Annotated in this window: 9 protein-coding genes; all 9 read left to right on the plus strand. The window is 65.5% G+C overall.

The window, feature by feature from the left end:
- Positions 1-39: 39 nt before the first annotated feature.
- The 9 genes from glgX (at position 40) to B9C43_RS40530 (ending at position 16018) form a co-directional block, all read left to right on the plus strand.
- Positions 40-2157, plus strand: coding sequence for a glycogen debranching protein GlgX (gene glgX, locus B9C43_RS40490; RefSeq protein WP_084432728.1), 2118 nt, complete (start codon positions 40-42; stop codon positions 2155-2157).
- Complete coding sequence (locus tag B9C43_RS40495; protein WP_084432730.1) at positions 2158-4335, plus strand: alpha-amylase family glycosyl hydrolase; 2178 nt, start codon at positions 2158-2160, stop codon at positions 4333-4335.
- Entirely contained in the window at positions 4332-6017 is a 1686-nt protein-coding gene (gene treZ / locus B9C43_RS40500) for a malto-oligosyltrehalose trehalohydrolase (protein WP_084432732.1), read from the plus strand. The genes B9C43_RS40495 and treZ overlap by 4 nt, the downstream gene beginning before the upstream one ends.
- A gap of 93 nt (positions 6018-6110) precedes the next feature.
- Entirely contained in the window at positions 6111-7013 is a 903-nt protein-coding gene (locus tag B9C43_RS40505) for an ABC transporter ATP-binding protein (protein ID WP_380144028.1), read from the plus strand.
- Positions 7010-7861 (plus strand): ABC transporter permease, encoded by an 852-nt coding sequence (locus tag B9C43_RS40510; protein WP_084432734.1) that lies wholly within the window; start codon positions 7010-7012, stop codon positions 7859-7861. The genes B9C43_RS40505 and B9C43_RS40510 overlap by 4 nt, the downstream gene beginning before the upstream one ends.
- Positions 7861-8100: a helix-turn-helix transcriptional regulator gene (locus B9C43_RS40515; protein ID WP_033391153.1), complete on the plus strand. Its 240-nt coding sequence runs from the start codon at positions 7861-7863 to the stop codon at positions 8098-8100. The genes B9C43_RS40510 and B9C43_RS40515 overlap by 1 nt, the downstream gene beginning before the upstream one ends.
- A gap of 326 nt (positions 8101-8426) precedes the next feature.
- The gene (locus tag B9C43_RS40520) at positions 8427-14558 is read left to right on the plus strand and encodes a golvesin C-terminal-like domain-containing protein (protein WP_143446929.1); all 6132 of its coding nucleotides are present in this window, start codon (positions 8427-8429) and stop codon (positions 14556-14558) included.
- 12 nt (positions 14559-14570) lie between these two features.
- Positions 14571-14960: an Imm1 family immunity protein gene (locus tag B9C43_RS40525; RefSeq protein ID WP_033391154.1), complete on the plus strand. Its 390-nt coding sequence runs from the start codon at positions 14571-14573 to the stop codon at positions 14958-14960.
- 20 nt (positions 14961-14980) lie between these two features.
- Positions 14981-16018, plus strand: a complete 1038-nt coding sequence (locus B9C43_RS40530; protein ID WP_084432738.1) for a YncE family protein — start codon at positions 14981-14983, stop codon at positions 16016-16018.
- Positions 16019-16151 lie beyond the last annotated feature (133 nt).

The raw sequence follows: 16151 nt of genomic DNA on the forward strand, positions 1-16151 counted from the left end.
CTCTTCTAGGGTCGTCGCAAAGCAACACGAGGAGCGAGTGTGCGGCCCTGGCCCGGATCCCCTTACCCGCTCGGCGCCACGTATGACGGCGCCGGGACCAACTTCGCGCTGTTCTCCGAGGTGGCCGAGTTCGTCGAGCTATGCCTGATCGACGACGACGGCCGGGAGGCGCGTATCAAACTGCCTGAGGTGGACGGGTTCGTGCACCACGGCTACCTGCCGACCATCGGTCCAGGCCAGCTGTACGGCTACCGCGTGCATGGGCCGTACGACCCGGTCAACGGGATGCGGTGCAACCCGAACAAGCTGCTGCTCGACCCGTACGCCAAAGCGGTCGCGGGCAGCAACGTCGACTGGCACGAATCGCTGTTCGGGTACCCGTTCGGTCACCCGGACGAGCGCAATGACGCCGATTCGGCCGGGCATGTGCCGATGGCCGTGGTGGTCAGCCCGTATTTCGACTGGGGCAATGACCGGCACCCGAAGACGCCGTACAACGAGTCGGTCATCTACGAGACGCACGTCCGCGGCTTGACTCTTCAGCATCCGTTCGTGCCGGAGGAAATCCGTGGCACGTATGCGGGTCTTGCGCACCCGGTGGTCATCGAACACCTCAAGAAGCTGGGCGTGACCGCGGTCGAACTGATGCCGGTGCACCAGTTCATCACCGACCACGCGCTGTCCGAGCGTGGCCTGCGCAACTACTGGGGCTACAACACGATCGGGTTCTTCGCGCCGCACTCCGCGTACTCGGCCGCCGGCCGGGGCAACCAGGTGCAGGAATTCAAGGCGATGGTCCGCGACCTGCACGAAGCGGACATCGAGGTCATCCTGGACGTGGTCTACAACCACACCGCCGAGGGCAACCACCTCGGGCCGACGTTGTCCATGCGTGGCATCGACAACGAGGCGTACTACCGGCTCGTGGACGACGACCGCCGCTTCTACATGGACTACACCGGCACCGGGAACTCGCTGAACGTCCGCAACCCGCACACCCTGCAGCTGATCATGGACTCGTTGCGGTACTGGGTGACCGAGATGCACGTCGACGGGTTCCGGTTCGACCTCGCCGCGACGCTGGCCCGCGAGTTCTACGACGTGGACAGGCTGTCGGCGTTCTTCGACATCGTCCAGCAGGACCCGGTGATCAGCCAGGTCAAGCTGATCGCCGAGCCGTGGGACGTCGGTCCCGGTGGCTACCAGGTCGGCAACTTCCCTCCGTTGTGGACGGAGTGGAACGGGAAATTCCGCGACACCGTCCGGGATTTCTGGCGCGGGGAGCCTGCGACGCTCGGCGAGTTCGCCTCCCGGATCACCGGATCGTCGGACCTGTACCAGGATGACGGGCGCAGGCCGTTCGCGTCGATCAACTTCGTCACCGCACACGACGGCTTCACGTTGAACGACTTGGTGTCGTACAACGACAAGCACAACGAGGCCAACGGCGAGGAGAACCGCGACGGCGCCAACGACAACCGGTCGTGGAACTGCGGTGCCGAAGGCCAGACCGACGACCCCGAAGTCCTTTCCCTGCGGGCGAAGCAGCGCCGGAACATGATGGCCACACTGATGCTCTCGCAGGGCGTGCCGATGCTGCTGGCCGGCGACGAGATCGGCCGTACCCAGGGCGGGAACAACAACGCCTACTGCCAGGACAACGAGATCTCCTGGGTGGACTGGGAACGGGCCGAGGACTTCGCTGATCTCAAGGCGTTCACGTCCGCGCTGACCAAACTTCGCCGTGAGCACCCGGTGTTCCGGCGTCGCCGGTTCTTCGCCGGACGGCCGATCCGCAAGGGCGACGAGCTGCGCGACATCGGCTGGTTCACCCCGTCCGGCCAGGAGATGACCGAACAGGACTGGGAATCCGGGTTCGGCCGGTGCATCGTGGTGTTCCTCAACGGCGAAGGCATCGCAGACCTCGACCAGCGCGGCGAACACGTCACCGACGACTCGTTCCTGATGTGCTTCAACGCCCATCACGAGGACATCGACGTGACACTGCCCAACGGCGACTACGCCGAGAACTGGACAGTTGTGGTGGACACCGCGACCGGTGAAGTCGAGGCCGGGCCGACCATTCCGGCCAAGTCCACGCTCAAGGTGGTTGCCAGGTCCCTGGTCGTGCTGCAACGAACCGAGGAAGAAGAGTAGATGATCCCCAGCTCCACCTACCGGCTGCAGCTCGGGCCGGACATGACGTTCGAGCATGTCGCCGAGATCGCGGACTACCTTGCCGCGCTGGGCGTCGGCGCGGTGTACGCCTCGCCGGTGCTTGCCGCGACGCCGGGTTCCACGCACGGCTACGACGTGGTGGACCCGACCGTCGCGAGCTCGGTGCTCGGCGGCGAGGACGCGCGGATGCGTCTGGTCGGTGAGCTGCAGGAGCTGGAGCTGGGACTGGTCATCGACCTCGTGCCCAACCACATGGGCATCGCCGATCCGCCGTCGAACCGGTGGTGGTGGGACGTGCTGGCCAACGGCCGGTCGTCGCAGTACGCGACGTTCTTCGACATCGACTGGGACGCCGGGCCGGTCCTCGTGCCCGTACTCGGATCCGACTCGCTCGACGATCTGTCCATTGTGGATGACGAGCTGCGGTACTTCGATCACCGGTTCCCCCTCGCCGAGGGGACTTCCGGTGGAACGCCGCAGGAGGTCCACGAACGCCAGCACTACCGGCTGGTCAACTGGCGCAGGGGCAACTCCGAGCTGAACTACCGGCGGTTCTTCGACATCACCACGCTCGCCGCCGTGCGGGTGGAGGACCCTGTGGTGTTCGAGGCGACGCATTCGGCCGTGCTGCGGTGGATCTCGAACCTGGAGGTCACCGGGCTGCGGATCGATCACCCGGACGGCCTGGCCAATCCGGGGGAGTACCTGCGGCGGTTGCGCGAGGCGGCACCGTCGGCGTGGATCGTGGTGGAGAAGATCCTTGGCCCGGACGAGACTCTGCCGTCGACGTGGCCCGTGCACGGTACCACCGGCTATGACAAGCTTCGCCTTGTCTGCGGGCTGTTCATCGACCAGGCCGCTGAGGCGAAGTTCTCGGAGCTGGCAGGCAACCAGGACCTGCTCGCGATGGAGCTGGACCGCAAGCGCTGGGTTGCCGAGAACCTGCTGCGTGCCGAGGTTCGCCGGATCTCGCGGCTCGGTGTCGACGAGAACGACGTCATCTCCTTCCTGCCACGGTTCCCGGTCTACCGGTCCTATGTGGCCGATGGGGTGATGCAGAACCTGCCGCCTGGTGCGATTGCTGAGCGGATGCTGGCCGAACCCGGCGGCGAGTTGACCTCCCGCGTCGAGCAGACCGCGGCGATGGTGATGGCCAAGGGCGTCGAGGACACGACTTTCTACCGGTACAACCGGTTCGTCGCGTTGAACGAGGTCGGCAGCGACCCCGGGCGCTTCGGCGTGTCGGTGGAGGAATTCCACGGCAAGGTGGCGTCGGCCACCGAGACGAGCATGACCGCACTGTCCACACACGACACCAAGCGGTCCGAGGACGTCCGGGCCCGGCTCGCGGTGCTGTCGGAGATCCCGGACGAGTTCGCCGATCTGGTGCAGCGGTGGACGGCGAAGGCCGGCTTGTCCGAACCGACGCTCAACCTGTTGGCGTGGCAGACGGTCGTGGGCGCGTGGCCGATCAGCGAGTCCCGGCTCGCCGCGTATCTGGAGAAAGCCTCGCGGGAAGCCAAGATCGCCACGAGCTGGACCGACCGCAACGCCGAGTTCGACGCCGAAGTCGCCGCGTGGCCTGGACGCGTGCTCGCCGAACTGGGCTCGGAGATCGAGGAGTTCGTCTCGCGGGTACGCGGCCCGGGGTGGTCGAACTCGTTGGGACAGAAGCTCGTCCAGTTGGCGATGCCCGGCGTGCCCGACGTCTACCAGGGCACCGAGCTGTGGGACTACTCGCTGGTGGACCCGGACAACCGGCGGCCGGTGGACTTCGAACTGCGCCGCGAGATCCTGGCCGAGATCGAGGACACACCGCCGCCGATCGACGAGTCCGGCGCGGCCAAACTCCACGTGGTGTCCCGGATTTTGCGGCTGCGGTGGGAACGTCCCGAGTTGTTCACCGGCTACACGCCAGTTTCGGCCTCAGGTCCTGCGGCGGATCACCTGATCGGGTTCGCACGTAACGGCCTTGTCGCGGCGGCGACCCGGCTGCCCATCGGGTTGGAGCGGTCCGGCGGTTGGCGTGACACCGTTCTTACGTTGGACGGGGAGTGGTCCGACGCGTTGACGGATCGGTCGCATTTCGGCGATGTCGAGGTTGCCGAGTTGTTCTTCCAGTATCCGGTGGCGTTGTTGGTTCGGAGCGGCCAGTGACTTTTTCGGTGTGGGCGCCGGGCAAGTCCCGGGTCCGGGTGCGGGTCGACGGCGAGTTCCACCCGATGACCGAGGAGTCTGGCGGCTGGTGGCACGCCGACGTCCCGGGGACGAACTACTCGTTCTTCGTGGACGACGATGAGACCCCGTTGCCGGACCCGCGCTCGCTGCGTCAGCCGGAAGGCGTTTTCGGGCCGTCCCAGGTCTACGACCACAGTGCTTTTGCGTGGACCGATCAGGCGTGGACGGGCCGCGCGTTGCCCGGAAGCGTGCTGTACGAGCTGCACATCGGGACTTTCACGCCGGAAGGCACGTTCGATTCGGCGATCGGCAGGCTTGATCACCTGGTGGATCTGGGCATCGACTTGGTCGAGGTGATGCCCGTCAACTCGTTCGACGGCACCACAGGATGGGGCTATGACGGCGTTCTGTGGGGCGCGGTGCATGAGCCTTACGGCGGGCCGGACGGGTTCAAGCGTTTTGTCGACGCGGCGCATGCTCGTGGCCTCGGTGTGGTTCTGGACGTGGTCTACAACCACATGGGGCCTTCCGGCGCCTTCCTCGACCGGTTCGGGCCCTACTTCGCCGGGCGCAACCTCTGGGGACCGGCCCTGAACGTGACCGGCCCTGGCTCCGACGAGGTCCGCCGGTACGTGCTCGACAACGCCTTGATGTGGTTTCGGGACTTCCACGTCGACGCGCTGCGGCTGGACGCCATTCACGCCATTTTGGACACTCGGGCCACGCACATCCTCGAGGAAATGGCCCAGGAAGTCGACGCGCTGTCGGCTGGGCTGCGGCGGCCGTTGTCGTTGATCGCCGAGTCCGATTTGAACGATCCTCGGCACGTCACGCCTCGCGCGGCCGGTGGTTACGGCCTCGCGGCACAGTGGTGCGACGATCTGCACCACGCGCTGCACGTGTTCATGACCGGCGAAACACAGGGCTACTACAAGGATTTCGGCGCGCCCAACGCCCTGAAGACCACACTGGAGAACGCTTTTTTCCATGCTGGAACATGGTCGTCGTTCCGTGACCGCACGCATGGCCGTCCGATCGACAAGTCCGTGACGCCAGGCCACCGGTTCCTGTGTTTCCTGCAGAACCACGACCAGATCGGCAACCGCGCCACGGGCGACCGGATGTCCGCGTCCGTCTCGCCGGGTGTGCTCGCGTGCGGTGCCGCGATCATGTTCTGCTCTCCCTACACCCCAATGGTTTTCATGGGTGAGGAGTGGGCGGCTTCGACGCCGTGGCAGTTCTTCGCGTCCTTTCCCGATCCCGGGTTGGCCGAGGCGGTCCGGACCGGTCGCCGTAAGGAGTTCGCCGAACACGGCTGGGGTGAATCCGAGGTCCCTGACCCGATTGACCCGCAGACGGTGGTGAACTCCCGGCTGGACTGGTCCGAACTAGACAGTCCGGTGCACGCTTCCATGCTGGACTTGTACAAGTCACTGATCGCGTTGCGGCGCAAGCATCCTGAGTTGTCAGATCCGCGGCTGGACAAGTTCTCCGTCGAGCAGGACGACCGGGTGGTGACCTTGCACCGCGGCCGGATCACACTCGTCTGCAACCTGGGCACGACCGACGTTCAGCGCCCGCCGGGCGAAGTGCTGCTTTCGTCCCCAGGGGTCCGCGGTGACGTGGTTGCGCCGGAGAGCTTCGCCATCGTCATCCACTGAAGGCATCCGTGCGGGCCTGGGGGACCGACGTCTATTGTCGGATGTAGTAGGTCTGCTACATTTCGATGGAGACGTTCGACCAGGAGGATCCTGATGATGGGGGATGACCTCGTGCTTGACGTACGCGACTTACGCATGCGGTACGGCACGAACGATGTGCTGAAAGGCGTGAACTTCCACGCCTGTCGCGGGGAGGTGCTGGCCTTGCTCGGCCCGAACGGCGCGGGCAAGACCACGACGATCGAGATCCTCGAAGGCTTCCGGATGCGGTCCGCGGGCGAGGTGTCGGTACTGGGGGTGGACCCCGCGCACGCCGACGAAGCGTGGCGGGCGCGGCTCGGGGTGGTCCTGCAGTCCTGGCGTGACCACGGGAAATGGCGGGTCCGGGACCTGCTGGCGCACATCGGCAGCTTCTACGAGCCGTACCAGAAGCCGTGGGACACCGACGAGTTGGTCGAGGCGGTCGGCCTGACCGAGCACGCCCGCAAGCGGGTGATGAGCCTGTCCGGTGGCCAGCGGCGGCGGCTTGACGTGGCTGTCGGCATTGTGGGCCGTCCTGACCTGCTGTTCCTCGACGAGCCGACGGTTGGTTTCGACCCGGCTGCCAGGCGGGAGTTCCACGACCTGGTGCACCGGCTGTCCGACGACGAGGACACCACGATCCTGCTTACGACGCACGACCTGGCCGAAGCGGAGAAGCTGGCGGACCGGATCCTGATCCTCGCCGGTGGCCGTGTGATCGCCGACGGGTCGGCGGATCAGTTGTCGCTGCAGATGTCCACTGAGTCGGAAGTGAAGTGGACGCTGCACGGCCAGCGTTACGTGCACGCGACGACGGAAGCGACCAAGTTCGTGCACGACCTGTTCAAACAGCACGGTGACGACATCGGTGACCTTGAGGTGCGCCGCGGCAGCCTCGAGGACACATACATGGCCATGGTGGTGGCTTTCGAATCCGGCCAAGCCGAGCGTGAGTTCGTGGAGGTGACCCGATGAACCCGCTGGCGGCGGCCGCCAGGGCCGGGTTGCGCCGTGGCGTGATCGAGTTCAAGCAGTCGTTCATCACCGCGCAGGACCTGGTCGGCCTGGTGGTGCCGAACCTGATCCTGATCATCGTGATGATCTTCATGCGCGGCTCGACGGTTGGCACGACCGGGTTTTCCCTCGGCACGATGTCGTTGAGCGGTGTGCTCGGAATGAGCGTCGCGTTCAGCGGCATGATGACCGTGATGCAGCACCTCACGATCGAACGCGAGGACGGCACACTGCTGCGTGCGAAGGCGCTCCCGAACGGGATGTTCGGCTACCTCGTCGGCAAGGTCGTTGTCGTGTCCGGACTGACGGTGGTCGGACTGCTGGCGATCCTGATTCCTGGGTTGTTCCTCTTCGACGGTCTCGCGTTCGATACGGTCGGTTCGTGGCTGACATTGATCTGGGTGCTCGTGCTCGGGCTGATGGCGACGATGCCGATCGGCGCGGTGCTCGGTTCGATGTTCTCCAACCCGCGCAACGCGGGCGTGACGATGCTCCCGGTGATGGGCCTGGTCGCGATCTCGGGGATCTTCGTCCCGCTGACGGAGATGGCGAGCTGGCTGCAGCCGATCGGGCAGCTGTTCCCGATTTACTGGCTGGGCTTGGGAATGCGGTCGGCGTTGCTGCCTGACCAGCTTGTCGTGGTGGAGATCGGCCAGTCGTGGCGGCACCTGGAAACGGTCGGTGTGCTTGGTGCGTGGGCGATCGCCGGCTTCATCGTGGCGCCGATCATCCTGCGCCGGATGGCCCGCCGTGAGTCGGGTGCGGCCCTGGCCCAGCGTCGTGAGAAGGCACTGCAGAGGATCACCTGATGAGTGGCGAGGTCATCTACAACCGCATCGCGATGCTGCGGGCGGAGCGCGGCATCTCCCGCCGCCAACTGGCCGACGCCCTGGGCGTGCACTATCAGACAATCGGATACCTCGAACGCGGCGAGTACAGCCCCAGCCTGTACCTGGCACTGAAGATCGCGGAGTACTTCGAAGTCGCGGTGGAGGTGGTCTTCTCCACCGCGCCATTCCCCCGTATCGGAGCGGAAAAAGCCGGCTGACTCCGGGCGCCGCTCGCGGGCCCGAAACGACAAATTCCCGCATTCATCGAACACTCAGCACCGTGCCGTCCAATTGGATTGGCCGGGAAATGCGCGACCTTGATCAAAACCGGATTTCACCTGTTCGGCCTACACGTGCGGCGCCTTGGTGTGCTTCAATGGCGTCGCTTTGGGGATGACTGGGGTCCGGAAAAGATCTGCTTCCCGCGTGAGGCGGCTGTCCGGAGAGATCAATTTCGTGTGGTGATCCCGAGGGTGGTCGAACAAGGTGCCGCCCCCGGCGGATTCAGTGCGGCCGGAATACCGGTGTTGGGGGAATTCGAATCATGGGGAAAGCTCGGCGTTTATCTGCTTTGACCTCCCTGGCGGCATTGCTGCTCGCTGGGGTTTCGCCGGTTGTGGTGCCTACCGCGACAGCGGCGGAGACTGCCGTTCGTGCGGCGGCACCACCGTCGCCCCGTTGCGCGCCTGCACCGGCTGCACCGCAAGGACAGCCTGCGCCCGCGCAGTCGCCTGTCGCCCGTGACGTGCAGGCTGAGGTCGCGTCAGCGGGATACGCCGCACCGGACACGCCACGGCGGATGATTCCCGGCGACGAGTACGTCGTCCGGGTAACGGTCACCAACACCACGCAGCAGCCACTTGTGGCTGGCAGGCACGTCTTGTCGTACCACTGGACGTTGCCAAGCGGAGCCGACGCGACCCCGATCGATCGCATCGAGACGGCTTTGCCGGCGAACCTCGCGCCCGGTGCGAGCGTGGCGCTCGACGCCAAGGTGAAGGCGCCGACGCTGGCCGATCTCGGCAACGATCGCGAGCAGTTCATCCTGCGCTGGGACGTGCTGGACAAGACGACTCGCAAGTGGCTGTCGGAGACGGCGGGCGTGCCGACGCTGGACTTGGCCGTACGAGTGGAAAAACCGACGTCCAACCAGCTCGGCCTCGAGCAGTTCTACAGCTACGGCGGCCTGGCCACCGGCTCGGGTGGCAACGTGCTGGTCAACCAGTTCTCGGGCAACGCGGTGTGGAACCGCGACGTGCTGTCCAACCCGAGCCGTGGACTGGCCAGTTTCACGCGGTTGTCGTACAACTCCGCGGACACCTCGGACTCGTATGCCGGATACGGCTGGTCGGTCACAGCGTCCACATTGAACAGACTTGGCACGCCGTTGGAGTTCGGCGGCCTGTTGCCGGGACTGCTCGGCTGGCCCTCCACCGTCACACTGGTCGACGGCGATGGCACCAGCCACGTGTTCGAGCTGAACAAGCACAACAGCGGCGACCAGTCCTTGTGGACGTACGACTCGCCCGCCGGAGTGCACTTGTACTTGCAGTACCTGCGCACCGGTGGTGACGACCGCCGCTGGGTGTTCACCACGCCTGAGCGGACGCAGTTCTTCTTCGACAGCCAGGGATACCACTCCGCGACCGTCGACAAGAACGGCAACACCATGTCGTTCACCTACGAACGAGCGCTGGTGGGCAACCGCAACACCGGTGTGTTGAAGCACATCACCGACGCGACCGGCCGCCGGACGCTGACGCTGGACTACTACCGGCGCGGTGACGTGTTCTCCTACATCCTCAACGGCAAGAAGCTGACCGGCACCAACCTGGACAACCTGTTCATCGTCAACAAGCTCAAGTCGATCACCGACGTGTCCGGCCGGACGGTCGCGTTCACCTACACCGACAAGGGGCATCTCGGTGAGGTGATCGACGGGGTCGGCGATCCCGACGCGAAGCCGTTCACCTTCTTCTACAACGAGTCGGCGGCGAAGCTGCTGTCCGTTGTGGACCCGAACGGCGGGACGACGAAGGTCGACTACTTCACCGACGCCGGTGACCCGTTGCGCCGGTGGAACGTCCGTACCCTCACCGACCGGCTCGGCGCGGTGACCGGCTTCGACTACACCGACCCGGACGGCAGTGCCGGCTCGAAGATCGACTCGACCCTGGTCGACGGCAACGGGCACGCCACGAAGACCCGGATCGACGGCTTCGGCCGTCCCGAACGGACGACCAACGCGAAGAACGAGACCACGCAGCTGCACTGGGACGCGGACAACAACGTCATCCGGCTGGTCGAGAACAACGGTGCGACCCAGACATGGGTCTACGACCAGAAGACCGGGTTCCCGGTGGAGATCCGGGACGCGGAGGCCAATCGCGTCAACGGGCCCGCGACCAGGCTCGGGTACCGCACCGCACTGGACGGGCACGTGGCCGACCTGACCGAGAAGGTTACCCCGGAAGGTCGCAAGTGGACGTTCGTCTACGACGACAAGGGAAACCTGATCGCGGTCACCGACCCGAAGGGAACCGCGACACCGGACCAGAACGACTACACATCCAGGTATTCCTACGACGGGTTCGGTCATCTGATCAGACAGACCGACGCCAACGGCAACACCACGACGTACGGCGACTACGACGCGAACGGCTACCCACGGCTGATCACTGACGCGTTGAACTGCACCACGGTCTACCGCTACGACGACGTCGGCAACGTCACGTCGATCACCGACGCGCGCGGCAAGACCAGCACGTACACCTACGACATCTTCAAGCGCCCGCTCGACACCCGTGAGCCGAAAGACCAAGCAGCGGGCGTGTACATCGTCACGCCAGGTCCGCGATACGACCGCAACGACAACATCGTGACGAACACGGCCGCCAACGGCGCGGTGACAAAGATCGTCTACGACGCGATGGACCAGCAAGTCGGTCTGTACGCGCCCAAGGACGACCCCAAGGGCCCGGAGAAGCTCACCACCTTCGGCTACGACGCGGTCGGCAACCTGATCAAGCAGACCGAGCCCAAGGGGATGCTGACCCCGGCCGATCCGGACGACTTCACGTTCACCTACGTCTACGACCAGGTCGACCAGTTGCTGCAGGCGACCGACGTGGCGGGCAACAAGATCACCGCCGAGTACGACGACGTGGGCAACCTGGTCAAGGAGATCGACGCCCGCAAGAACAAGACGGCCGATCCCAACGACTACACCACCCGCTACGTGTTCGATGCCAATCACCAGGTCATCGAAACCATCGACGCGGACGGCAACTCGGCCAAGACGCGGTACGACCGGGACGGCAACGTCATCGCCAGCACCGACGAGGAGGGCAACGAAACCCTTATCTCCCTTGACGAACGCGGGATGCAGAAGGAGGTCCGCTCCCCGCACGACAAGCCCGGCGCCTCGATCCGGTACTTCACCACGCGATACGAGTACGACCAGGTCGGCAACTTGACCAGGACGATCAACCCGCGTGGCGTGGAGACCGCGAAGCCTGACGACTTCGTCGCCCAGACGGTCTACGACGAACTCAACCGGGTTCGTGAGGAGATCCTGCCGTACGACCCTGACGACGCCGAGCACAAGACACCGGTCAGCACGATCTACACCTACGACGAGGTCAGCAATCTCGCGGAGATCAGCGCGCCGCCCTCGCACAACGAGTCGGTACGCAACATCACTAAGCAGACGTACTTCGACAACGGCTGGCAGCGCACGTCGACCGATCCGTGGGACATCAAGACCGCCTACGACTACACCGCTACCGGCCAGCAATCCAACCGGACGGTGACCAGTGCGGGCGGCGGTGCGCAGCGAGTCGAGACATGGGAGTACTACCCGGACGGCAAGCTGAAGAAGCGGTCCGACGAAGGCGCCCCGGTCGGCCGCAACGTGGTCGTGGTCGACGACTCCAGCAGCGCCCGGACGCAGGCGCTCGGGCAGTGGCGCTCGCAACAGTCACAGAAGTCCTTCCAGGCAACGACTTACCGGGTCACTGACGCCGATGATGCTTCGTTCACGTGGAGAACGTCGGTGCCCGCGACTGGCACGTACGAGGTGCTTGTCCGTTACCCCGAGGGTGGCGCGACCGATGCCACATACACGGTCGAACACGAAGCTGGCACCAGCACTGTGCAGGTCGACCAGACCAAGCGGACCGGGGAGTGGGTCAGCCTCGGCAAGTACCGCATGTCGTCGGACAAGATCCGCGGTGTCACGCTTTCCGGTAGGGCCAACGGACCGGTCGCCGCGGACGCCGTGCAACTGGTGCGGGACAACAGTGCCGAAGCCGACAACGAGAAGAAGGTCTTCGAGCACAAGTACGACCCCAACGACAACCTGACCGAACTGACCGACTCCACGCCGAACACGGCGATCGACACCTACCGGGTGACCTACGACCGCCTGAACCTGGCGGAGAAGATCGAGGAACTCGCCAGCGGCTCGGTCAAGCACACGACGGACTACCGCTACGACGAGAACGACAACCTGACGTTCGCGAAGTTCGACGGCAAGTCCGCCACCTACAAGTACAACTCACGCGACCTGGTCGAGGAAGTCCGCAACAAGAAGGACGACGGCGACAGCGGCAAGGTGAACACGTTCACCTACACCAAGCGCGGCCACATCGAGCGACAGGTCAAGAGCAACGGCAACACCGTTGACTACACCTACTACCTCGATGGCCTGCTGCGCAGCCAGGTCGAGAAGAAGAAGGACAACGGGCCGGTCGTCACCGAGCACAACCTCGAGTACGACGCCAACTCCAACCGCCTGCGTGACAACGGCAAGAAGCAGAACGCCGACAACCACGGCGCGACGATCGACACTGACGCCACGTACACCTACGACCCGCGGGACCGCGTCCGGAAGGTGACGAAGAAGAACGGCAGCGGCGAGCGGACCGAGGAGTACAAGCACGACGACAACGGCAACGTCTGGGACCAGCGAATCGACGGTACGCACACCGCGTTCGACTACGACCGCAACCGGTTGGTCTCGTCCACGACTGGCGGTCAGCGCGCCGACTACGACTACGACGCCTTCGGTCGCCTGTTCAAGGTGACGCAAGGCTCCACGCAGCTGGAGAAGTACACCTACGACGGGTTCGACCGCAAGATCGAGCACGTCAAGGGCGAAGGCGCGGCCGCGAAGACCACCAAGTACACCTACGACCCGCTGGATCGCCAGCAGACGAAGGTCGAAGGGGACAAGACGACCGCGTTCCACTACCTCGGGCTGTCCGACCAGGTACTGACCGAGGACGAGAACGGCAAGCTGCGCAAGGCCTACAACTACTCCAACGAAGGCGAACTGCTCGCCCAGATCAAGTTCAAGGACGACGGGACGCAGGAGGAGTCGGTATACGGGTTCAACCCGCACTCCGACGTTGAGCAGGTCACCGATTCGCAGGGCGACACCAAGTCCACCTACGGGTACTCCGCGTACGGCAAGGACGACGAGAAGGAGTTCTCCGGCCAGGACAAGCCGGATCAGGCCAACCCCGACAAGCCGGAAGAGAACTCGTACCGGTTCAACACCACGCGGCACGACAAGAACTCCGGCACCTACGACATGGGGTTCAGGGACTACGCCCCTGGGCTCAACCGGTTCCTGACGCTGGACCTGTACAACGGCGCACTCGCCGACCTGGCGCTGACCACCGATCCGTGGACGAACAACCGGTACGCGTTCGGCGCGGGCAACCCACTGTCGCAAGTGGAGATCGACGGGCACGGCTGGTTCGACGACGCCGTTGACTGGGTCAAGGACAACGCCAAGGAAGTCGGGCACGCCGCACTGGACGTCGCCGGAGTGATCCCGGTCGTCGGCGAGGCGGCCGACCTGGCCAACGCGGCCTGGTACACCGCCGAAGGCGACTACGCCAACGCCGCGCTGTCGGCAGCCGCGGCAGTGCCGTTCGCCGGGTGGGGTGCCACCGCGGTCAAGGCCGGGAAGTACGCCGTCAAGGGAGCCGAAGCCGCGCAAGGAGCGGCGAAGGCGGCCGACGCCGGGCAGAGCGCGGCCAAGACCGCGAGCAAGGCCGCTGATGCCGGGGCGAACGGCGCGAAAGCCGCGCCCACACCGAAACCAGCGCCCAAGTCCGGCGGCCCGAGCAGTGGCAAGCCGTCCGGCGGTGGCGGTGGCAAGGCAGGGGGCACGGAATCCACCGGCAAGAAGCCGTCCGGCGGCGGTTCCGGCGGTGGCCAAGCGGCGAACGGCGGCGGGTCCAGCGCGACCAAGAGCGCGAACAGCGGCGGTGCCGCGAAGGACCTGGCCAAGTACCGGGAACGCCAAGGCATGCCGCGTGCGGGTTCGGCCGACGACGCGCACACCGCGGCCCGGCTCGATGTGGGCGGCCGGAGCTTCTACGGGCACAACGCGCACGGCAGGAACATCGACATCAAGGTCAACGCGCAGACCAAGACACACGCGGAGGCGGACGTCTTCCAGCAAGCCAAGAACGCGAAGGTTTCGGCTGACCGGGCCACCCTGCACGTGGACCGCGATCTGTGCGACGCGTGCGGCATCAAAGGCGGAGTCGGGTCACTCATGCGCGGCGTCGGAATATCGCGGCTGACCGTAAACTCGCCGTCCGGGCGGTTCGAGATCACCGCAAGCCGTCCATCCGTACCCCGACGAATCAATGGATGAGGCGGAGCCGAAATGGGCGATATCAGAATTCGAAGCTGGCATGGTCAGAAGGCCGATTCGGAAGTGGTCGAAGGCGCTTCGGAAAGCCAGTTGCGTGACGCGATCGACGCGCTGGACAACAAGGTGACCACCGAGGTCACCGTGGACCAGGCGGACGGCTCCTACCTGTCGATCGGTGGTGGCGCCGGCCGGTACCACGTCTCGTACGGCAATTCTGAGGACGAATACTTCACCCTGCAGGACGAGTCCCGGTCCGGTGGCGAGGAAAAGCTGGTCACCGGTGGTCAGCTCGGCGTGTTCGACGCGGCGAGCGTGGTCGGCAAATCGCTCGCCGTGCGGGCGGCGGCGACGTTTTTGGAGTCCGGCAGGCTCGACGACTCACTGACCTGGAAGGAAAGCTGACGATCAGGGAGGGGATCGGTATGAGAAAGGCTGGGGGTGTCGCCGCGCTCACGGTGGCGATTTCGGTGGCGACTTCACTGGCGGCGGCACCCATCGCGGCGGCGGGTCAGGAACTGCCGTTGTCCGGGTTCGGCGACGTGGCTGTGGACAACGCGCGCCAGCGGGTGTTCGTGTCCGGCGGGTCGTCGTCCAACGGTGTCGTGGTCACGGACTTCTCCGGACGTGTCCGGGCAGTGATCGAAAACCAGCCCGGCGCGGACGGACTGGAACTGAGTGCCGACGGCACCCGGCTTTACGTGGCTTTGTCCGCCGGCGACGCGATCTCGGCGATCGACACCTCGACACTGGCGCAGACAGCGCGCTTCCCGACCGGCGCGGGCACGTGCCCGACCCATCTGGCCCGCACCGGGAACGTGATCTGGTTCGGCTACGGCTGCGTCGACGGGAACTGGTCCGGCAAGATCGGCAGGCTCGACCCGGCCGCGGCGGAGCCCGTCCGAGGCGACCAGCAGGGCGCGGCCCGGTTCCAGCGAGCTCCGCTGCTGGCGTCCTCCGGTGGTGCGACCGGGCCGGTGGTGGCCGGCCAGTTGTCGCTGAGCCAGTCGATGGTGCAGGTGTACAGCGTGACCGGCGATGCGTTGTCCGCGGGCGCTTCGGGGGACGTGGTGGGCGCGAGCCTGACCGACGTCGACGTGAGCAACGACGGCGTCACCCTGTTCACCGCGGCCGGTTCCCGTGACCGCGTCGAGGGCTTCGCCACCTCGGATCTGGCACGTGCCGGCGCGTACGCCACGCGGCCCCGCCCGACCGCTGTGTCGTTGTCACCGGACAACGGGCATCTGGCAACCGGTGCGTTGACGACCGACAACAACGACGTTCTGGTCTACCGCGTCGGTGGTGTGACGCCGGTGAACACCGTGGCGCTGGACAGCGGCGAGACGGTGCAGCCGCGTGGACTCGCGTGGTCGGCAGACCAGCGTTACCTGTTCGTCGTCACGCGGCATAACAACGATCCGCAACCGCACCTGGAGATCGAGCGCGACCCGACGGACGACTAGAGGTCTGTTGTCCTTGTGGGGCCGGCCGGAGCGACACGGTCGGCCCCACATCCATGTGCACGCTTGATGTAGGCTTGAGACAGCGTCCAACCTGAGGGTGATCCTCGTCACGCGTCCGTGTGTCGCCTTGACG

The organism is Kibdelosporangium aridum (assembly GCF_900176515.1).
In the GTDB taxonomy this organism is placed as follows: Bacteria; Actinomycetota; Actinomycetes; order Mycobacteriales; family Pseudonocardiaceae; genus Kibdelosporangium; species Kibdelosporangium aridum.